The organism is Sphingobium phenoxybenzoativorans, assembly GCF_018286635.1.
In the GTDB taxonomy this organism is placed as follows: domain Bacteria; phylum Pseudomonadota; class Alphaproteobacteria; order Sphingomonadales; family Sphingomonadaceae; genus Sphingobium; species Sphingobium phenoxybenzoativorans.
In genome coordinates this window covers 1727471-1747485 of the sequence record NZ_CP073910.1, presented here as the reverse complement: position 1 = coordinate 1747485, position 20015 = coordinate 1727471, and the positions used below count along the sequence as shown (strand labels likewise).

Here is a 20015-nt window from a genome sequence, read left to right as displayed (position 1 = left end):
CCCGCTGCCCTTTACTTTCGTCCCGAAGAACAAGCGGGATCCCCGCCTTCGCGGGGATGACGAGGGAGAAAAAGATAAAGCGCCGGAAACCCTCACTTCTCCTTCCCCATCTCAGGCCCCATCTCATGCGTGGTCTCATTATACGTCATGCCCTCAAGCTCCCTGGGCATGTACCGCTCATCATGTTTGGCGAGCAGGTTGGTGGCGACGAAGGTGCCGCTGCGATCGAATGCGCCCTCCGCCACAACGCCCGATCCCTCCCGGAACAGGTCCGGGGCGATGCCGGTGAAGGTGGCGGGCACCGTCGCCTTATTGTCCGTCACGTCGAACCGCACCGTCACGCCATCCGCGGCGCGATGCAGGCTGCCCTTCACCACCATGCCGCCCAGACGGATCGCCTTGCCCGGCTCGACGCCCTTGGTCTTGGCGTCGCTGGGCGTGTAGAAATAGGCGGCCTCATCCTTCAGCGCGGACGCCGCCAGCAGGGCCGCGCCGATCAGCGCGGCAAGCGCCACCAGCGCAAGGATCAGGCGTTGATGCTTCGCTTTCATGAAAGGTCAGCCCCGGTCGCGCTTCATCTCGCCGGCGCGGCGTTCGGCCGACCGCATGGCGCGCCAGCTTCCAATGCACAGCGCCGCCGTCCCCAGCAGGGTCAGCGCATAGGCGGCGACGACGAAGGGCCAGGGGTTCATGTCCGTCAGTCCCGCGCCATCCGGCGCAGCCGCGCCTCTATCCGCGTCTCGGCAAGGATCGTCCGCATCCGCATCAGCACGATCGCCCCGAACAGCAGGCTGAAACCCAGCACGGTAAGCCCCAGCGGCCAGAGCATCGACGACGCGATGCTGGATCCGCCCAGGGTGATGCTCGGCCCCTGATGCAGGCTGTTCCACCACACGACGGATCGGTTGATGATCGGAATGTTGATGGCGCCGACCAGCCCGAAGATCGCCGTCACCCGGCTGACCCCGCCCTGCTCACCCGAAGCGGCGCTGGCGTTCGCGAGCGCCATATAGCCCAGATAGAGGAAGAAAAGCACGAGCATGGAGGTCATCCGCCCGTCCCATTCCCACCAGGTTCCCCATGTCGGCCTGCCCCAGATGGATCCGGTGATCAGGCAGATCGCCGTGAACAGCGCGCCCGGCGCGGCGATGGCCCGGCCCGCAATCGCCGCCAGCGGATGCCGCCAGACAAGCTGAACCAGTCCGGCCACCGCTATGCCCGTCCACCCGCTCATCCCCAGCCAGGCGGCGGGAACATGGATGTAGAGGATACGGACGGTTTCCCCCTGCAGATAATCGGCCGGGGTCAGGAACAGCCCGCTCAGGCATCCCGCGACCAGCAGCGCCAGGCCCGGCCAGAACAGCCAGGGCGTCAACGGACGGGCGATGGACAGAAACCGCGCGGGATTGGCGAAAGCATGCATTGATGGCGTCTTTAGCCGGGCCGGAAACCCAAGGCCAGTCATGCTTTATGATGATGGCGTCAAAGGCCGGAAACGCCGCCTGCCGCTTTTTTGTGACAAGAGGGCGACAAATCGGAACGACACGCCTATATGCGCAGCCATCGGCGGCCCCTGCGGCCCCACAGATTGGCAGCGGACCTTTCGACACATGCTCACAACTCATCCGTTCATGTCCTCTGATGATGGGGACAAGTTGCGTGAAGAATGCGGGATTTTCGGGATTTCCAACGTCGAGACCGCTTCGGCGGTCGTCGCGCTGGGGCTTCACGCGCTCCAGCATCGCGGCCAGGAAGCGGCGGGAATCACCAGTTGGGACGGCCATGATTTCCACACCCACCGGGCGATGGGTCATGTGGCGGGCAATTTCGACCGGGACGATGTGATTCGCGCCTTGCCCGGCGAATCGGCCTGCGGCCATGTCCGCTATTCGACGACCGGCGAAACCTCGCTGCGTAATGTCCAGCCGCTCTATGCCGATCTTGCTTCGGGCGGATTCGCCGTCGCGCATAACGGCAATATCTCCAATGCGATGAAGCTGCGCCGGGAACTGGTGCGCCGCGGATCGATCTTTCAGTCGACTTCGGACACGGAAGTCATCATCCATCTGGTCGCGACGTCCAATTACCGGACCTTGCTCGACAAGTTCATCGACGCGCTGAAGCAGGTGGAGGGCGCCTACTCCCTGATCTGCATGACGCCGGAAGGCATGATCGCCTGCCGCGATCCGCTGGGCATTCGTCCGCTGGTGATGGGCAAGCTGGGCGATTCGATGATCTTCGCGTCCGAAACCGTGGCGCTGGACGTGGTCGGCGCGGACTATGTGCGCTCCATCGAACCGGGCGAACTGGTGATCGTCACCAATGGCGGCGAGATGCGCAGCCACCGGCCGTTCGGCGAAACCCACGCCCGCCCCTGCATCTTCGAGCAGGTCTATTTCTCCCGCCCCGATTCGATCATTGAGGGCACCAGCGTCTATTCCGCCCGCAAGGCGATCGGCGCGCAGCTCGCCATCGAAAATCCGGTCGATGCCGATTATGTGATCCCCGTGCCCGACAGCGGCGTCCCCGCCGCCATCGGCTATGCCCAGCAATCGGGCATTCCGTTCGAACTGGGCATCATCCGGTCGCACTATGTCGGCCGCACCTTCATCCAGCCGAGCGACAAGGTCCGCCATCTGGGCGTGAAGCTGAAGCATAACGCCAACCGCGCGCTCATTGAGGGCAAGCGGATCGTGCTGATCGACGACAGCATCGTGCGCGGCACCACCAGCCTCAAGATCGTGCAGATGATGCGCGAGGCGGGCGCGTCGGAGGTCCATATGCGGATCGCCAGCCCGCCGACCAAGCATAGCTGCTTCTACGGCGTCGACACGCCCGAACGCACCAAGCTGCTGGCGCATAAGCTGGACGTGGGCGGCATGCAGGACTTCATCCACGCCGACAGCCTGTCCTTCATCTCGATCGATGGCTTGTATAAGGCGCTGGGCGAGGCGAAGCGCGCCGACATCCGTCCGCAATATTGCGACGCCTGCTTCACCGGCGACTATCCCACCACCCTGACCGATCAGGATGAGGCGGCGGTGCCGAATCAGTTCGAGCTTCTGGCCGAGCGGGTGGTATAGCGTAAGCGCCCACTCCCGTTCGGGCTGAGCTTGTCGAAGTCCTGTCCTTACCCCTCTTGAAATGCAGCCCTTCGACACTGACGCGAGTCACGCGCCTCGTGTCAGCAGGGCGAACGGAAAAAGAATGTCTGACAGCCTCCCCCTCTCCGGCAAACTCGCGCTCGTAACCGGCGCCAGCCGCGGCATCGGCGCCGCCACCGCCCTCGCGCTTGGCAAGGCGGGCGCGCATGTCGTGCTGACGGCGCGGACCAGCGGCGCGCTGGAGGAGATTGAGGAACAGATTCACCAGGCGGGCGGCAGTGCGACGATCGCGCCGCTCGACCTGACCGATGGCGAAAGCATCGGACGGCTGGCCGGCGCGGTGGCGGGCCGGTGGCAGGCGCTCGACTATCTGGTGCTGAACGCCGCGATGCTCGGCACGCTGTCGTCGGTGCCGGCGATCGACGCCAAGGAATTCGCCCGCCTGATGACCCTCAACGTGACCGCGCAACAGGCGCTGATTGCGGCTTTCGATCCTATGCTGCGGTCAAGCCAGGACGCCCGGATTGTGGCGCTCACCTCCACGGTCGGACAGACGCCCCGCGCCTACTGGGCCGCCTATGGCGCATCGAAGGCGGCGCTGGAGATTTTGGTGCAATGCTATGGTGAGGAGATGAAGAATATCTCCAATATCCGCACCCATATCGTGAACCCCGGCGCGACCCGCACGGCCATGCGCGCGAAGGCGTTTCCGGGCGAGGACCCCGCGACGCTGAAAGGCCCGGAGGTGGTTGCCCAGGCGATCCTCGACCTGATCGTGGCGGACACGCCGACCGGCTATAGCGGCGCGCGGATCGAGGGATAAGATCAAGGTTTGCCTATCGACAATTACCCTCCCCGCCGTTCGGGCTGAGCTTGTCGAAGGCTCTCCTGAGCGACTGCTGCAAGCAGTCAGCCGAAGGGCCCCGTCCTTTCTTGAAGTGAAGTACAGCCCTTCGACAAGCTCAGGGCGAACGGAACGGGGCAAGCTCTCAAGAAAGCGAATGAGCCTCGGATCAGGCCATCAAACCCCCTTCACCAGCGTCACCTGCATCACATTGATGCCGCCGCCCCGGAAGCCGCCCTCGCAATACATCAGATAATAGCGCCAGAGCTTTACGAAGGATTCGTCAAAACTGGCGGGAAGTTTGCCCGCGAGCACCACTTCGTCGAACCGCTCGCGCCAGCGGCGCAGGGTCTCCGCATAATGCAGGCCGAAATGATGGGGATCGGTCCATTGCAGCCCCTCCGCCGCAGCCAGCTTGCGGAACCGGCTTTCCGACATCAGCAGGCCGCCGGGAAATATATAGGCCTGAATGAAGTCGGTATTGGCGGCGTAGCGGTCGAAGATCGCATCATCGATGGTGATGAACTGCAGCGCCGCCCGTCCGCCGGGCTTCAGCAGGCCACGTATGGCCGCCAGATAGCTGCGCCAATAGCCCTGCCCCACAGCTTCCACCATCTCCACGCTGGCGATGGCGTCATATTGGCCGCTAATGTCGCGATAGTCGGTCAGGAGTATCTGCGCATCCCCGCGCGGCGACAGCGGCGCAAGGCGCTTCTGCGCATAATTGCGCTGTTCGGCGGACAGGGTCAGGCCGTCATAGCGCAGGTTCATCCGCGACAGCGCGACCTCCGCCAGCGCGCCCCAGCCGCAGCCAATCTCCAACAGGGAGTCGCCATCCTTCAGGTCCAACCGCGCGAGAACGGCGTTGGCCTTGCGCTGCTGCGCCACTTCCAATGGTTCAGACCGGTCCTCAGGATCGACATATAATGCGCTGGAATAATGCATCTTCTCATCCAGCCATAGCTGGTAGAAATCATTGCCCAGATCATAGTGGAAGGCGATGTTCCGGCGGGACCCCTTGCGGCTGTTGCGGCGGAAGGCGTGGACAGCCCATCCTACCCAGCGCGCCGGGCCGCTGGCGCGGGCGACGCCGCCCAGGCTCTTGGCGTTGGCCATGAACAGTTCGAAAACCGCCACCGGATCGGGACTGCCCCACTCGCCGACCGACCAGGCGCGATACCAGCCCGCCGACCCCGACGTCGCCAGCCGGACGAGCGCCCGCCAGCTCCGCAACCGCACTTCGCAGGCCGGTCCGGGCGCGCGGCCGCCCAGCATGCGGAAGCCGCCATCGGGCAGCCACGCCTCCAGCATGCCCTGCTCCAGCCCGGCGTCGATCCGGTCGAGAATCCGGTGGAAACTGCCCGCCCAAAGATGCGCGAAAGTGCCGCCCCCGGTCGCAAACCGGCTCCCGGCCTTCACCAGATGGCGGCCGCGTTTGGGGGGCAATGCATTCATGGCGGCATAGTGCCCCAGAGGGGCGGATTCTACAATCAGCCTTTCATCTTTCGATGGGCCAAAAGCGCTCTTTCCCGCGCCTCGCGATGACCGATGATCGGGGCGGGATATCCGTCCGGGCGGCGGCCCGCCGTTTCGGGATCGTGGATGGCCGCATCGGGCAGCCCGGCAAGCTCCGGGACCCATTCGCGGATATAATCCGCCGCCTCGAATTTCGGCGACTGGGTGAGCGGCGCCATGATGCGCACGAACATGTTCGCATCCACGCCGCTGCCCGCCGTCCATTGCCAGTTGACGCTGTTATTGCCGTAATCGGCATCGACCAGCGTGTCCCAGAACCATTGTTCGCCATGCCGCCAGTCGATCAGCAGATGCTTGATGAGGAAGCTGGCGGCGATCATGCGGACGCGGTTATGCATCCAGCCCGTCGCCCAGAGCTGACGCATGCCCGCATCGACGATCGGATAGCCGGTCCGTCCCTCCTTCCATGCCGCGAAATCGCCCCGCGCCTCGCGCAGATCGCGCCAGGCCATGGTGTCGAACGCCGCTCGGCCATTCTCCCGCCCATAGGCCGGGAACTGGCAAATGATATTCTGGGCATAATCGCGCCAGGCAATTTCTTTCAGGAACACCGTCGCGTTCCCCTTCGCCTTTGCAAGCCGATTCCAGACATAAGCGGGTGATATTTCACCGAAATGCAGGTGCGGCGACAGGCGCGACGTACCCTCGCGTGACGGCAGGTTGCGGGCATGGTCATAGTCGGCGGCTTCGTCGAGAAAATCCGCTACCCGCTCGCGCGCGGCGGCCTCCCCCGGCGTCCAGTCGGCGGAGAAACCCTTTGCCCAGTCCGGCTTCGACGGAAGGAGGTTCCAGCCGCTGAGGTCATCCGATTCCGGCCATTTCCCCGGCGCGGCGATATGGGCCGGCGCGGGCTGCGGCGGCGCGGGCGGCATATGCTCGGACAGCGCCCGCCAGAAGGGCGTGTAGATTTTGTAGAGGCCGCCGCTCCCCGTGCGCAGCGTGCCGGGTGGCAGCAGGTAATTGCCGTCATGCAGGCAAAGGTCGAGGGCATCGGCCACGGCGCGTTCAGCATTGCGCCACCAGGGTTCATAATGATGCAGCGCATGGACCCGGACCGCCCCGGTCTCCTTCGCCAATTCGGTCAGGACCTGCGCACTGTTGCCGCTGCGCAGGATCAGCCGGGACCCCTTCGCCCGCAGGCTGGCGTCCAGGCTGGCGAGGCTGTGATTCAGCCACCAGCGGGAGGCGCCGCCCATTTTGCGATGCTTGGGCGTCTCATCGTCCAGGACATAGACCGGGATCACCGGCCCCTCGCCCGCCGCCGCGATCAGCGCAGCCTGATCGGACAGGCGCAGGTCGCGGCGAAACCAGAGGATCGTGGGAGGAGGCATGGTTCGGGTAATGCCCGTTTTGGGCGATCAGTTCCAACCCAACTTCGTCATCCCGGACTTGATCCGGGACCCATCTCGCCTTCGGCACAGGATAGCCAGAGTGAAACATGGGTTCCGGCTTCCGCCGGAATGACGACAGAGGTGAAAATTACAATTCCGGCCCGCTTTTCCCGACCGTCCAGGTCTGCCCTTGGGAAACCAGCTTCTGCAGGTCCGGCATCTTACCCTTCGCGGCCAGTTCGTTCTGCTGAACGACTGCGCTCTCGAAGGTCGGGACCGGATCGTCGTACAGCACGCCCAGCGCCATCGGGAATGCGCCGAACGGCATTTCGACCAGCATATGCGCGACCGACCGGTTGGTGACATCATGGACGATCACGCCCGCCGCTTCCCAGTCGCCATCGACGACCTCGACGACCTTCAGCGTCAGCTTCTCCTTGTCGAGCGCTATGCCCTTGGTGCCGCCCAGTTTCATATTGCCGAACAGCATCGGCTTGCCATGCTCCAGCCAGAGCTGACCGTCGTCCGCATTCTTCTTCTCGGTGAAGTCGGCGAACACATCCTTGTTATAGACGATGCAGTTCTGGAAAATCTCGACAAAGGCCGCGCCCTTATGCGCATGGGCCGCTTTAAGCACATCCGGCAGGTTCTTCGACACGTCGAAGCCCCGGCCGACAAAGCGCGCGCCCGAACCCAGCGCGAAGGCGGCGGGCTTGGCCGGGTGGTCGACCGATCCAAACGGCGTCGACGGGCTTTTCGTGCCCTCGCGGCTGGTCGGCGAATATTGGCCCTTGGTGAGGCCGTAAATCTCGTTGTTGAACAGCAGGATCTGGCAATCGAGATTACGGCGCAGGATGTGCATCGTGTGGTTGCCGCCGATCGACAGGCCATCGCCGTCGCCGGTCACGATCCACACATCCAGCGCCGGATTGGCGAGCTTGACGCCCGTCGCCACCGCCGGCGCGCGGCCGTGGATCGTGTGGAAGCCATAGCTTTCCACATAATAAGGGAAACGCGAGGAACAGCCGATGCCGCTGACGAATACGGTGTTTTCCGGGGTCGCGCCGATATCGGGCAAGGTGCGCTGGACCGCCTTCAGGATCGCGTAGTCGCCGCAACCGGGGCACCAGCGCACCTCCTGATCCGTCTCCCAGTCCTTGGGCGTCAGCTTCACGGGGGTCATGTCGTTCATCGTCTTCTTCCTTATTCGTCATGCCAGCAAAGGCTGGCATCTCCTGCGGCGCGAGACCCCAGCCTTCGCTGGGGTGACGGGAATTAGGTAAGCTGTTCTTCGATCGCCGCCTCGATCTCCGCAATGCGGAAGGGCTGGCCGGAGACCTTGTTCAGCGGCTTTGCATCGACAAGATATTGGTCGCGCAGCACCGTCTTGAGCTGGCCGGTGTTCATCTCAGGCACCAGAACCTTCTCATAGGATTTCAGGAGATCGCCCAGATTCTTCGGCATCGGCCAGATGTGGCGCAGGTGGATATGGCTGACGTCCAGCCCCTTCGCCCGCGCGCGGCGCACCGCCTGATATATGGGTCCGAAGGTCGATCCCCAGCCGACAATCGCCAGCTTGCCGCCCTTCTGGCCCAGCTCGACATCCTGGTCAGGAATGTCGTTGGCGATGCCCAGCACCTTATCGCGGCGCAGCTCCGTCATCGCCTGGTGGTTGGCGGGCGAATATTCGATATGGCCGGTGTTCAGCGCCTTCTCAATGCCGCCGATGCGATGCATCAGGCCGGGCGTGCCGGGCTTCACCCAGGGGCGCTTCAGCTTCTCGTCGCGGCCATAGGGCAGGAAGCCGCCCTCCTGCGCCTTGTCGAGAAACGTCACGGGGAACGGCGTATAGCCGCTCATGTCCGGCACCTTCCACGGCTCGGCCGCATTGGCGATGTAACCGTCCGTCAGCAGCATGACCGGCGTCATATATTCGACCGCGATCCGCACCGCCTCTATCGCGCAATCGAAGGCGTCGGCGGGCGAACGGGCGGCGATCACCGGCATCGGCGCGTCGCCATTGCGGCCATAGACCGCCTGATAGAGGTCCGACTGCTCGGTCTTGGTGGGAAGGCCGGTTGACGGCCCGCCACGCTGGGAATTGACGATGACCAGCGGCAGTTCGGTCATGATGGCCAGGCCGATCGCCTCGCCCTTCAGCGCGATGCCCGGCCCGGAGGAGGAGGTGATGCCAAGCGACCCGGCATAGCTCGCGCCGATGGCCGACGCGATCGCTGCGATCTCATCCTCCGCCTGGAATGTGGTGACACCATATTCCTTTAGGCGCGAGAGGTGATGCAGGATCGCGGAGGCGGGCGTGATCGGATAGCCGCCGAAGAACATCGGCAGGGAGGCGAGTTGCGCACCCGCGACAAGGCCGAGCGAGATGGACTCAGCGCCGGTGACGGTGCGGTACAGCCCCTCCGGCGCGGGCGCAGCGGCGATGTTGAGCTGCTTGAGGCCCAGCCCAGCCCCGCCAATCTCCGCCGTCTCGCCATAGGCGTGCCCGGCGTTCAGCGCGGCGATATTGGCGTCGGCCAGCACCGGAGCCTTCGCGAACTTGTCCTTCAGCCAGTCGACGATCGGCTGACGGTCACGGTCGAACATCCAGAGCGCCAGACCCAGCGTCCACATATTCTTGCAGCGCAGGGCCTCCTTGTTGCCCAGGCCGAACTCCTTGACGCTTTCCATGGTGAGCTTCGAAATGTCGAAGGACAGGAGCTGCCACTTCGCCAGACTGTCATCCTCCAGCGGGTTGGCGTCATATTTCGCCTTGGCGAGATTGCGGTCGTTAAACTCGCCGCTGTCCGCGATGATCAGGCCGCCGGGCTTCAGGTCCTTGACGTTGGTCTTGAGCGCGGCCGGGTTCATCGCCACCAGCACGTCCGGCGCATCGCCCGCCGTGGTGATGTCGGTCGAACCGAAATTGATCTGGAACGCTGACACGCCGAACAGCGTGCCCTGCGGCGCGCGGATTTCGGCGGGAAAATCGGGGAAGGTCGCCAGATCATTGCCCGCAAGCGCGGTTGAAAGCGTGAACTGCCCGCCGGTAAGCTGCATGCCATCGCCGGAATCGCCTGCGAAACGGACGACAACCGCTTCGGGCGATGCGTCTGTGGTTGCTGATGTTATGGGGTCGAGGGCGGCAGTCGCCATAGGGGGCAATCCTCTGATATTCTCCGGTGAACCGGTTTCAGCCTACTACCCTTCGCGGTCAATCGCTTCAAAGTAGTTTTGTTGCAGTAAGGGCATAGCGAAGTTTTTCCGCCATGTCTTGCATGCACGCCAATCCATGGGGTCATTTCAGGACGCTGGCGCTTCGTCAGACGCTGCGGTCAGCGATAATAGCTCATCGCCATGATGCGGATGGCGTCGGCGTGCCGCCGCGCCACCGCCGCCTGATCCGCGCCATAGCCGCCGCCCAGCACAGAGGCGAGCGGAATGCCCCTGGCCCGCGCGACCGAGGCGACCAGGCTGTCGCGGATATGCAGCCCCTCGTCGCTGAGCGACAGGCGGCCAAGCTTGTCGTCCCGGTGCGGGTCCACACCGGCCTGGTAAAGGATGAGGCCGGGATTGCCGTCATCGATCATCCGCGGAAGATGCTGGTCGAGAATTTCGAGATATTCCTCATCCTCCGTCCCGTCGGGGAGCGCGATATCCAGCGTCGACACCGCCTTGCGCGCCGGGAAATTCCGCTCCGCATGCATGGAAAAGGTCTGCACGCTTTCCCGTCCCGCCAGAAGCGCCGCCGTGCCGTCGCCCTGATGCACGTCCAGATCGACGATCAGGATGCGCCGGACATCGCCTTCCTCGATCAGCCGGTTGGCCGCGACCGCCAGATCGTTGAAAATGCAATAGCCCGCACCCGTGTCGTACAGCGCATGATGGCTGCCCCCGGCTGTATTGGCGGCATAGCCATAGCGCAGCGCCAGCCGCGCCGCTTCCCATGTGCCGCCGGTCGTCCTTTGCGCCCGGCGGCAGAGCGCGCCCGTCACCGGAAAGCCGATGCGCCGCGCCTTGTCCTGCGGCACATCGGCGGCCAGAACCTGCGCGACATAGGCGGGATCATGCACCGCCTCCAGCCACTTGCGCGGCATCAGCGGCGCCTCATGCTCGTCGGGCGCAGGAAGCGCGCCGCGAAGCATGTCCATCACCAGACCATATTTGTCCCACGGGAAGGCAGCGACGCCATCCTGCCGCAGAGTGTAATCCAGATGATGGACGAGGGGGAACATGCGGCCTATCTACAGCCTTGTTGGGGGGCGCGGCAAACCCGATTCCCTCTCGCATGATGATCCGAACCGGACGAGACGAATGCCTAAGCTGGATGACGAACTGCCCTATCGCCCATGTGTCGGCATCATGCTGGTCAACATGGACGGCAAGGTATTCGTTGGGCAGCGGATCGATAACAAGGTCGAGGCATGGCAAATGCCGCAGGGCGGAATTGACGTGGGCGAGGACCCCAAAAAGGCCGCCTTTCGCGAACTTGGCGAGGAAACCGGCATCGACAGGGGGCTGGTGAAGATCATCGCCCAGTCGAAGGAAGAACATTATTACGACCTGCCCCCTGAACTGATGGGACAGATCTGGGGCGGAAAATATCGCGGCCAGCGGCAAATCTGGTATCTGGCGCGCTTCCTGGGCACTGACGACGATATCGATATCCAGACCGCCGAACCGGAATTTCGCGCCTGGAAATGGACGGAGCCCAAGACGCTCCCCAACCTGATCGTGCCGTTCAAGAAGAAGCTTTATCGCGATATATTGAAGGAATTCCGCGATCTTATCTGACAATCCGGCGCGTTTATGCGCCGGACTGCCTTCAAAAATATGGTAAAGACTGTAGGGTGGCGCAGATGCGCAAACGCCTCCTGCTTCTTTCGCCTCTCCTTTTCCTGCCCGCCAACGCCCTCGCGGCCGAACCTGCGCCCCTGCCGCCCGCCGTCCGCGCGATGATCGAGCAGGCGATTGCGGGCGGCAATCAGGGGGACATCGACACTGTGGCGCGCATCGCCCAGAAAACCTACCCCGCTGCGCAGGCCGAGATCGCCGCGATGGTGAACGCCTATGACACCCAGCAGGCGGAGGCGAAGAAAGAGAAGATCGAGCAAGCCGGCATTTTCCAGCTATGGGAAGGCCGCGGCGAAGTCGGCGGTTTCCGCTCCACAGGCTCCACCAGCGAAATCGGGATCAGCGTCGGCCTCAACATCTCGCGCACTGGCCTGCACTGGAGCCACACGCTTTCGGGCAGCGCTGACTATCGCCGGGCGAACGGAGAAACCTCCCGCCAGCGCTTCGTCGCCTCCTACCAGCCGCGATACCAGTTCGACCCCAGCGGTTTCGCCTACGGCCTCGTCCAGTTCGAACGCGATCCGATCATCGGCTTCGACAGCCGCTACACCGGATCGGCGGGTATCGGTTACAAGCTGATCCAGGGGAAGAAGGTGAACTTGTCGGTCGATGCCGGTCCTTCGGTCCGTCATGTCGAATATATCGACGGCACCGGCGAGACCAAGCTTGGCGCGCGTTCGTCACTCGATTTCGGGTGGAAGCTGTCCGACACGCTGACATTCCGGCAGACGGCTTCGGGCTATGCCGAAAATGACGTGCGAAGCCTGATCGCCCAGACGTCGCTCACCACGCGGCTGGTGTCGCGGCTCTCGGCCAATTTTTCCTATAACGTCCAGTATGAAACGCAGACCCGGCTGACCGATGAGCGGCTGGACACGCTGAGCAAGGCGACGCTGGTCTACGATTTCTGAGCCAACCGCCGGGGGTGGAGGAAGCGGTGGCGCTCTGTTATAGTGTTACCGATGAGCGCAATATCCTTATCGGAGAGGGCAGTGCTGGAGGCAGCGGCGGATGCGCCGATGCTGGGACAGGTCGAGCGATGGGCGGCGGTCAACAGCGGCTCCCGCAACCTGCCGGGCCTCGCCGACATGGCCGGGTTGCTGGCCGACGCCTTCGCTGCATTGCCCGGCGACGTCGCCCTGTCCAGTCCCGATGAAGTCGATGCCGTGGACGCGGATGGCACGATCCGCATCATCAATCATGGCCGCCACCTGCATGTAACCGTGCGGCCGGATGCGCCCACCCGGATTTTGCTGACCGGGCACATGGACACCGTATTCGCCGCCAGCGATCCTTTTCAGGACCTGCGCTGGCTGGAGAATGGCGTGCTGAACGGGCCGGGCGTCGCCGACATGAAGGGCGGCGTCGCCCTGATGCTCGCCGCGCTGAAGGCTGTGGAGGCAAGCCCTGTGGCTAGCCGGATCGGCTATGAAGTCGTGATCAACAGCGATGAGGAAGTCGGCAGCGCCTCCTCCGCCGCGCTGATCCGGCAGGCGGCGAAAGGGAAGATCGCTGCGCTGACCTATGAACCCGCCCTGCCCGACGGCACGCTGGCGGGCGCGCGCGCCGGGAGCGGCAATTTCTCGATCATCGTCGCCGGGCGCAGCGCCCATGCCGGGCGAAACCCGGAGGAAGGGCGCAACGCGCTTGTCGCCGCCGCCGACATCGCCCTGCGCCTGAAAAACGCTAGCGGCGCGGGCTTTTCCTGCAATCCGGCGCGGATCGACGGCGGCGGCCCCAATAATGTCGTGCCCGCCCATGCCGTATTGCGGGTCAATTTCCGGCCTAGAACGCCGGAAGATGAAACCGCCGCCGGCGCGCTGCTGGACAAGGTGATCGCCGATGTCGCGCGGGAGCATGATGTGCATATCCACCGGCATGGCGGCTTTGGCCGCCCGCCCAAGCCGATCGACGCAGGCGCCGCCCGCCTGTTCGGCCTGGTCAAGCAGTGCGGCGCTGACCTCGGCCTGCCGATTTCCTGGCGCGACACCGGCGGCGTGTGCGACGGGAACAATATCGCGGCGTGCGGCGTCCCCGTGGTCGACACGATGGGCGCGCGGGGCGGCAGCATCCACAGCGCCGAAGAATTTCTGATCGCTGACAGCCTGCCCGAAAAGGCGCAACTGTCGGCATTGACGATCATGCGGATTGCCGAAAGGGGAATGGTTTGACTTTCTTCATGCGCCCGGCCCGGCCGGACGACCTGCAGACCCTGTACGAAATGGCGAAGCTGACCGGCGGCGGGTTCACCAACCTGCCGCCCGACCGGACGTCGCTGTCCGCCAAGCTGGAGCGGACGGCCGAAGCGTTGTCCCGTACCGACGACAGCATGGAGGATGAACTGATCGTCCTGGTGCTGGAAAATAGCGAAACCGGCCAGGTGCGCGGCACCTGCCAGATATTCAGCAAGGTGGGGCAGAAATGGCCCTTCTATTCCTATCGCCTGGGCGTGCTGACCCAGCATAGCCGCGAACTGGCGCGGACATTCCGTGCGGAAATGCTCTCGCTGACCACCGATCTGGAAGGGTCGACGGAGGTTGGCGGCCTGTTCCTGCATCCGCGCGAACGGGCCGAGGGGCTTGGGCTTCTGCTGGCCCGTAGTCGCTATCTCTATATCCGCCAGCATCGCGCCCGTTTCGGCGAGAAGGTGATCGCCGAGTTGCGGGGTGTGATCGACGAGGCGGGCGGCTCCCCTTTCTGGGATGGCCTTGCGGGTCGCTTCTTCGGCATGAGTTTCCAGGAGGCGGACGAGTTCAATGCCATCAACGGCAATCAGTTCATCGCCGACCTGATGCCCAAGACGCCGATCTACACGGCGATGCTGACCGATCACGCCCGGTCGGTGATCGGCCTCCCCCATCCCAATGGCCGCGCCGCCATGCGGATGCTGGAGGCGGAGGGTTTCGCCAATGCAGGCTATATCGACATATTCGATGGCGGACCGACGATGGTGGGTCAGGTCGATGGGCTGCGCACCGTGTCGGAAGCCCGGGACGTGACCTTCTCCGGCACGCATGACAGCAGCGGCAAGAAGATGCTGGCCGCGCGCGGACGGCTGGCCAATTATCGCTGCGCCTATGCCTTCGTCGCAGAGCAGCCGGACGGAACGGTGAAGCTGGATGCTTCCGGCGCGAAACTGCTTGGCCTTGCCGAAGGCGACACGCTGACCCTGGCGGACCGGTGATGAGCGTCCGCGAAATCAATTTCGACGGTATCATCGGGCCAAGCCATAATTATGCGGGCCTCAGTCCCGGCAATCTGGCGTCCTCCCATAATGCTGGCGCTATCGCCTATCCCCGCGCCGCAGCGCTGCAGGGCATTGGCAAGATGCGGGCGAACATCGCGCTCGGTCTGACCCAGGGCATCTTCCTGCCCCAGCCGCGTCCCGATATTGCATGGCTGGAAAAGCTGGGCACGGACATAGAGCATGCCGAACCGCATATGCGGGCGGCGGCGATGTCCGCTTCCTCCATGTGGGCGGCGAATGCAGCGACAGTGTCGCCCGCCGCGGACACGGCCGATAGCCGATGCCACCTGACCGCCGCCAATCTGGTGACCATGCCCCACCGCAGCCATGAATGGCCGCACACCATCCGCCAGTTGCGCATCGCCTTTGCCGATGCCGGTCATTTTGCCGTTCACGACGCCGTGCCAGCCCCCTTTGGCGACGAGGGCGCGGCCAATCATATGCGGCTGTGCGATCATCATGGCGCGTCGGGGATCGAGGTGTTCGTCTATGGTAAGTCGGGCGGCCCCTTCCCAGCCCGTCAGCATATCGAGGCAAGCAAGGCCATCGCCCGCATCCACGGACTCAACCCGGAACGCACGCTTTTCGTCCAGCAATCGGAGGAAGCGATCGCGGCGGGCGCATTCCACAATGATGTCGTGGCGGTCGCCAACGAACGCATATTGTTCGCCCATGAGCAGGCTTTCGCGGACAAGGCGGCTTTCTTCGATGCGCTGCGGGCAAAGCTGCCCTCGGTCGAGATCGTCGAGGTTCCGGCGAGCGCGGTCAGCCTGGGCGACGCCATAGCCAGCTATCTGTTCAATGCGCAGCTCGTCACTTTGCCGGAGGGCGGGACCGCGCTGATCCTGCCTACGGAAGCGCAGGCCATCCCCTCCGTCTGGAACTGGCTAGAGGCGCATGTCGCGGGCAACGGGCCGATCCGCAGGCTGATCCCGGTCGATGTGCGGCAGTCGATGGCCAATGGCGGCGGTCCCGCCTGCCTGCGCCTGCGAGTCGTGGCCGATCCTGCGACAATCGATCCAAGATTCCTCGTAAATGACGGAAAACTCGATGCAATCGCTGCGGTGATAGAGGCGCACTGGCCGGAAGAAATCGCGGCGAAGGACCTGCAAAGCCCCGCTTTGATACGGCAGATTCAACAATCATGGTTAAGCCTTGTTGACCATTTGGGGCTTTCGCGCGACCTGTCGTGACGCGGCGCGAATGCCGTTCCCCGCGCTGGATGCGATACCCCTCTGGGTCCGCCGCCGGCACGGATGTCCTTCAGGATGACGATGCAACGGATCAAGCGCCTTTTCACGATCAAGACCAAGTTCGAGGCGTTTCTGATTATTTACGCCCTCGGTCTCGGCGCGGTCGAGCGCGGCATCGTCTATATGCAGCAATATCCCGGCTTTGGCGGGCAGCTCCTCGCATTGGCCTGCACCGGCGCCGTATTCATGGCCGGCGGCAAGGTGCTGGACGCCGTGACGTTGCAACGCGACGCTGAATATTGAGGCGTCAGCCCGTCGCGCGTTTGCGGATCAGATAGCGGTATACGCCGAACAGGTTGATCGCGAACAACACGAAATTCTGGGCCGTCAGCGCGCCTTCGCTATCCAGCATGCCGGATATGATCCACGCAATGCTGGAGAAAACGAACAGCACGAAGCCCCCGCCCGTTATCTTCCTGCCGCTGTCGAGCGACACCATGAAGGCCGCGACCATGCCACTAAGGGACGCGGACCATTTGAGGATTTCCAGCATGGGTGTCTCCGGGAGGATGCGCAGGCCCCGTCTAAACCGGCGCCCGCGCGTTTCGCTCCCGGAAATTCGTCACTCGGCCTTGGCGGTAACGACCGATGCGGTCTGCCCGAACAGGATTTTGCGCTCCTCCTCGCTGCGGATCGTGCTCTGGTTGGGGTTGATGCTTTCCACCAGGCCATAGGCGCGCACCGTTGCCGGACGGGCGGCAATGGCCTCGAACCAGCGTTTCAGATGCGGGAAGTCGTTCAGGTCCTGACCCTGATTGGCGTAGGGCACGATCCAGGGATAGCTTGCCATGTCGGCAATGCTATATTCATCCCCGGCAACGAAAGCGCGATCGGCGAGCCGCTTGTTGAGAACGCCGTACAGCCGGTTCGTCTCCTTCACATAGCGCTCAATGGCGTAGGGAATTTTCTCTGGCGCATATTGGCTGAAGTGATGATTCTGCCCCGCCATCGGGCCAAGGCCGCCCATCTGCCAGAACAGCCATTGCAGCACTTCCGCCCGGCCCTGCACGTCAGCAGGAATGAATTTCCCTGTTTTCTCTGCGAGATAAAGGAGGATTGCGCCGGACTCAAAGAGGGAAACCGGCGCACCGCCGCCCGCAGGATCATTGTCGACGATGGCGGGAATGCGGTTATTGGGCGCGATACTCAGAAATTCCGGGGTGAACTGCTCACCCTTCCCGATATTGACGCCATGCACCCGGTAAGGAAGGCCGGTTTCTTCCAGAAAGAGCGTAACCTTATGCCCGTTCGGCGTGGTCCAGTAGTAGAGATCGATCACGTCATGCCTCCTTTGCCGATATTCCCGTTGCGATTGAGAACGGGAATTGGGAGCAAGGCGCAGGATGTTCAACCAAATAAAATCGACCGGCGGCCTATTTTGTTTTGCGCGAGGCCATCCGTCAGCGGCTGCCCTGCACCGCGCTGGTCATGGCGGGCGCCATTTTCGGGCAGACGCTCTTGCGGACAGCATCGGCCATCGATGCGGCCGCGATCGGCTGCGGGTCCGGGTGCGCGGATTCCGCATCCCACAATATCGCGCCCTTGGGCGAAAAGCCCACGGTCGCCCGCACATCCGTTGTGCCCGCCATGCAATCAAACTGCTGCAGGCTGCGCGTGATGCGGGCTTTGGTGGATTTGTCTGAACTATGGTCTTTCGTCACCCAGACCACCGGCCGGAAATTATCCTTGTTCGCCATGTCTCCGGCGCGCACGAACCACACAACGCCGTTGGCGTCCTTGCCCACCAGGATCAGGGCCTTTTCCCATTCGGCATCGGCATGGGGCTGAACGGAGGGCGCTGGCGGTGCTGCCTGCGCGGACGGGGCGGCAGCGGCAAGGAGCAACAATGCGGACGAACCCACCATAACGTCCCCCAGAGAATGCCTGTCCCAGCCGGTCGGCCGGTGTCATGTGATGTCGCAAAATCCCGCGGCAACATTATGAAAAAGGCCGCCCCAGCGACTCGGATGATAGCATATTTCATTAACCTTAAAAACACGGGCGGCGGCAGTCCGCGACGCGGATGTGGCGGTCCGTTGCGCATGCGTCTAACTGCTTGAACAATACCGGAAAGGGGGCGTGGTCATGAGTTTGATCAAACTGGAGAAGCAGGATGGCATAGCCATCATGACGCTGAATGATCCTGAGCGGCGGAACATCCTGACCGTCCCTCTTTGCGAAGCCATTCTGGAAAAGCTCGCAGAAGCCGAGGCCGATGAGGGCATCCATGCCCTGATCGTCACCGGGGAAGGGTCCGCCTTTTGCGCGGGCGCGGATTTCGGCGACCTCCAGGCCGCATCGGAAGGCGACGATGCGGCGGTGACGATGGTCTACCGGTCCTTCATGGCAGTCGCCAACAGCATGTTGCCGACCATAGCGGCCGTGAACGGGCCAGCCGTCGGCGCGGGCTTCAACCTCGCCCTTGCCTGCGACATGCGGGTGGCCTGCCCGGAGGCGCGGTTCGACACACGCTTCCTGAAAATCGGACTGCATCCGGGCGGCGGCCATAGCTGGCTGCTGTTGCGCGCCGTAGGATGGTCGCAGGCATCGCGACTGCTTCTGGCGGGAAAAGCTGTGGACGGCGAAACCGCGCTGTCCATCGGTCTGGCGGACGTACTGAGCGAAGCGTCCGGCCTGCTGGAGACGGCCAAAACCCTTGCCGCGCCGATGGCGAAAACACCGCGCGAACTGCTGCTTCGCACCAAGGCGAGCCTGCGGCTGGCCGGCAGGAGCACGCATGACGAGACGTTCGCGCATGAAACTGCCGAGCAGGCGTGGTCGCTATCGCAACCTGCATTCCGGTCATTGCTGAAACGGTAACGCGTCACCTCCGGCGGAACGCAGGACCGGCTCCATCGGTTGAGAGGCTGTTCAACCATGGAGAAGGACAATGATCCGCCCGAATATCACCACAGCCGCCGGACTGACCCTGGTCGTCATCGGCCTGTGCACCACCAGCCCGGCCCTGGCCGACCGGGGACCCAGCAAGGAGGAAATGCAGGCGATCGCCGCGAAACTCACGGCCGAAGGCTTCAAAAGCTGGAACCGGGTCGAATTTGATGAGGATGGCCCGATCTGGAAAGTCGATGACGCTCGCGCCCTCAATGGCAAGACATATGATCTGCAACTCAGCCCCAATGGCTATGGCATTGTGAAGAAGGACGGCGATTGACCGCTGCAAGCGGGGATGTTCGGCGTTAAGAAGCGGCATGATGATGCAGAGACTCCTTGCCGCCGCCTTCCTCGCCCTTCTGCTTGCCAGCCCCCTGCCCGTCTTGGCGCAAAACGCGCAGCCTGATGCGGCACGTCCCGAAGCGGCCCTCATTCGGGTCGTCCTCCAGACAAGCGAAGGCGCGATTACGCTTGCGCTCGATCCCGTTCGGGCGCCAATCACCACCGCCAATTTCCTGAAATATGTGGACAGCAAGAAGCTGGACGGGATCACTTTCTACCGCGCGATGAAATTCAGTGCCGGAGAAGGTCTCATACAGGGCGGCGCGCGGGGAGACCCCGCCCGGCTGTTCCCTCCCATCGCGCATGAGCCGACCAGCCAAACGGGCATCAGTCATACCGCCGGCGTGATATCGATGGCGCGCTATGCGCCTGGGTCGGCGACATCGGATTTCTTCATCACCGCCAGTCCCATGCCCTCGCTCGACGCCAACCCGTCCGGCGAAGGGGATAATGCCGGTTTCGCCGCCTTCGGCCATGTCGTTGAAGGCATGGACGTCGTGCAGCGGATATTGGACGCGCCGACCTCTCCAACCGAAGGCGAAGGCGTCATGAAGGGCCAAATGCTGGAACCCAAGATCGCCATAGTGGCGGCGCGGCGGGCGAATTGACGCC

At 63.4% G+C, this 20015-nt stretch carries 22 protein-coding genes; 11 read left to right on the top strand and 11 right to left on the bottom strand.

The genetic code is table 11. The features are described from left to right. Positions 1–92 precede the first annotated feature (92 nt). Genes ccmE through ccmC form a run of 3 tightly spaced genes read right to left on the bottom strand, consistent with a single transcriptional unit; the run spans position 93 to position 1423 of the window. Positions 93–551, bottom strand: coding sequence for a cytochrome c maturation protein CcmE (gene ccmE, locus KFK14_RS08440; RefSeq protein WP_070152312.1), 459 nt, complete (start codon positions 549–551; stop codon positions 93–95). 6 nt (positions 552–557) lie between these two features. Continuing rightward, a complete protein-coding gene (locus KFK14_RS24205; RefSeq protein WP_281417180.1) occupies positions 558–692 on the bottom strand; it encodes a hypothetical protein in 135 nt (44 codons plus the stop codon). A 5-nt stretch (positions 693–697) separates the two neighbouring features. Beyond that, positions 698–1423 (bottom strand): heme ABC transporter permease CcmC, encoded by a 726-nt coding sequence (gene ccmC, locus KFK14_RS08435; RefSeq protein ID WP_212611093.1) that lies wholly within the window; start codon positions 1421–1423, stop codon positions 698–700. A gap of 187 nt (positions 1424–1610) precedes the next feature. On the opposite strand from ccmC, the gene purF reads away from it, so the two are divergent. Continuing rightward, on the top strand, positions 1611–3083 hold the full coding sequence (gene purF / locus KFK14_RS08430) for an amidophosphoribosyltransferase (protein WP_212610564.1): 1473 nt from the start codon (positions 1611–1613) through the stop codon (positions 3081–3083). Positions 3084–3207: 124 nt separating this feature from the next. Continuing rightward, complete coding sequence (locus KFK14_RS08425; RefSeq protein WP_212610563.1) at positions 3208–3927, top strand: SDR family NAD(P)-dependent oxidoreductase; 720 nt, start codon at positions 3208–3210, stop codon at positions 3925–3927. 198 nt (positions 3928–4125) lie between these two features. On the opposite strand, the gene KFK14_RS08420 is transcribed toward KFK14_RS08425, so the two are convergent. The 5 genes from KFK14_RS08420 to KFK14_RS08400 form a co-directional block, all read right to left on the bottom strand. Next, positions 4126–5403, bottom strand: a complete 1278-nt coding sequence (locus KFK14_RS08420) for an SAM-dependent methyltransferase (RefSeq protein WP_212610562.1) — start codon at positions 5401–5403, stop codon at positions 4126–4128. A gap of 35 nt (positions 5404–5438) precedes the next feature. Beyond that, positions 5439–6815 (bottom strand): cryptochrome/photolyase family protein, encoded by a 1377-nt coding sequence (locus KFK14_RS08415; protein WP_212610561.1) that lies wholly within the window; start codon positions 6813–6815, stop codon positions 5439–5441. Positions 6816–6963: 148 nt separating this feature from the next. Next, positions 6964–8007, bottom strand: a complete 1044-nt coding sequence (locus KFK14_RS08410; RefSeq protein WP_212610560.1) for a 2-oxoacid:ferredoxin oxidoreductase subunit beta — start codon at positions 8005–8007, stop codon at positions 6964–6966. An 83-nt stretch (positions 8008–8090) separates the two neighbouring features. Continuing rightward, the gene (locus tag KFK14_RS08405; RefSeq protein ID WP_212610559.1) at positions 8091–9971 is read right to left on the bottom strand and encodes a 2-oxoacid:acceptor oxidoreductase subunit alpha; all 1881 of its coding nucleotides are present in this window, start codon (positions 9969–9971) and stop codon (positions 8091–8093) included. Positions 9972–10150: 179 nt separating this feature from the next. Then, entirely contained in the window at positions 10151–11050 is a 900-nt protein-coding gene (locus tag KFK14_RS08400; RefSeq protein ID WP_212610558.1) for a histone deacetylase family protein, read from the bottom strand. A gap of 79 nt (positions 11051–11129) precedes the next feature. Between KFK14_RS08400 and KFK14_RS08395 the strand changes: the two genes are divergently transcribed. The 6 genes from KFK14_RS08395 (at position 11130) to KFK14_RS08370 (ending at position 16412) form a co-directional block, all read left to right on the top strand. After that, complete coding sequence (locus KFK14_RS08395) at positions 11130–11609, top strand: RNA pyrophosphohydrolase (RefSeq protein ID WP_212610557.1); 480 nt, start codon at positions 11130–11132, stop codon at positions 11607–11609. A gap of 65 nt (positions 11610–11674) precedes the next feature. Beyond that, a complete protein-coding gene (locus tag KFK14_RS08390) occupies positions 11675–12580 on the top strand; it encodes a DUF481 domain-containing protein (protein ID WP_212610556.1) in 906 nt (301 codons plus the stop codon). A 51-nt stretch (positions 12581–12631) separates the two neighbouring features. Further along, entirely contained in the window at positions 12632–13840 is a 1209-nt protein-coding gene (locus KFK14_RS08385) for a hydrolase (RefSeq protein WP_212610555.1), read from the top strand. Further along, positions 13837–14853 carry an arginine N-succinyltransferase gene (locus KFK14_RS08380; RefSeq protein WP_212610554.1) on the top strand — a complete coding sequence of 339 codons (1017 nt, stop codon included), beginning with the start codon at positions 13837–13839 and terminating at the stop codon, positions 14851–14853. Before KFK14_RS08385 ends, KFK14_RS08380 begins: the two co-directional genes overlap by 4 nt. After that, a complete protein-coding gene (locus tag KFK14_RS08375) occupies positions 14853–16109 on the top strand; it encodes an N-succinylarginine dihydrolase (RefSeq protein ID WP_212610553.1) in 1257 nt (418 codons plus the stop codon). The genes KFK14_RS08380 and KFK14_RS08375 overlap by 1 nt, the downstream gene beginning before the upstream one ends. 81 nt (positions 16110–16190) lie before the next feature. Continuing rightward, entirely contained in the window at positions 16191–16412 is a 222-nt protein-coding gene (locus KFK14_RS08370; RefSeq protein WP_070152682.1) for a hypothetical protein, read from the top strand. A gap of 4 nt (positions 16413–16416) precedes the next feature. On the opposite strand, the gene KFK14_RS08365 is transcribed toward KFK14_RS08370, so the two are convergent. The 3 genes from KFK14_RS08365 to KFK14_RS08355 all read right to left on the bottom strand — a co-directional run bounded on the left by KFK14_RS08365 (position 16417) and on the right by KFK14_RS08355 (position 18034). Beyond that, positions 16417–16662, bottom strand: coding sequence for a hypothetical protein (locus tag KFK14_RS08365; protein ID WP_212610552.1), 246 nt, complete (start codon positions 16660–16662; stop codon positions 16417–16419). Between the two features lie 69 nt (positions 16663–16731). Beyond that, positions 16732–17448, bottom strand: coding sequence for a glutathione binding-like protein (locus KFK14_RS08360; protein ID WP_212610551.1), 717 nt, complete (start codon positions 17446–17448; stop codon positions 16732–16734). Positions 17449–17569: 121 nt separating this feature from the next. Beyond that, positions 17570–18034, bottom strand: a complete 465-nt coding sequence (locus KFK14_RS08355; RefSeq protein WP_212610550.1) for a hypothetical protein — start codon at positions 18032–18034, stop codon at positions 17570–17572. A 220-nt stretch (positions 18035–18254) separates the two neighbouring features. Between KFK14_RS08355 and KFK14_RS08350 the strand changes: the two genes are divergently transcribed. From KFK14_RS08350 to KFK14_RS08340, 3 genes are all read left to right on the top strand, one after another. Then, the gene (locus KFK14_RS08350; RefSeq protein WP_212610549.1) at positions 18255–18989 is read left to right on the top strand and encodes an enoyl-CoA hydratase; all 735 of its coding nucleotides are present in this window, start codon (positions 18255–18257) and stop codon (positions 18987–18989) included. A gap of 70 nt (positions 18990–19059) precedes the next feature. Further along, positions 19060–19341 carry a PepSY domain-containing protein gene (locus tag KFK14_RS08345; protein WP_083276671.1) on the top strand — a complete coding sequence of 94 codons (282 nt, stop codon included), beginning with the start codon at positions 19060–19062 and terminating at the stop codon, positions 19339–19341. Positions 19342–19378: 37 nt separating this feature from the next. After that, positions 19379–20011, top strand: a complete 633-nt coding sequence (locus KFK14_RS08340; protein WP_425516663.1) for a peptidylprolyl isomerase — start codon at positions 19379–19381, stop codon at positions 20009–20011. Positions 20012–20015: the final 4 nt, after the last annotated feature.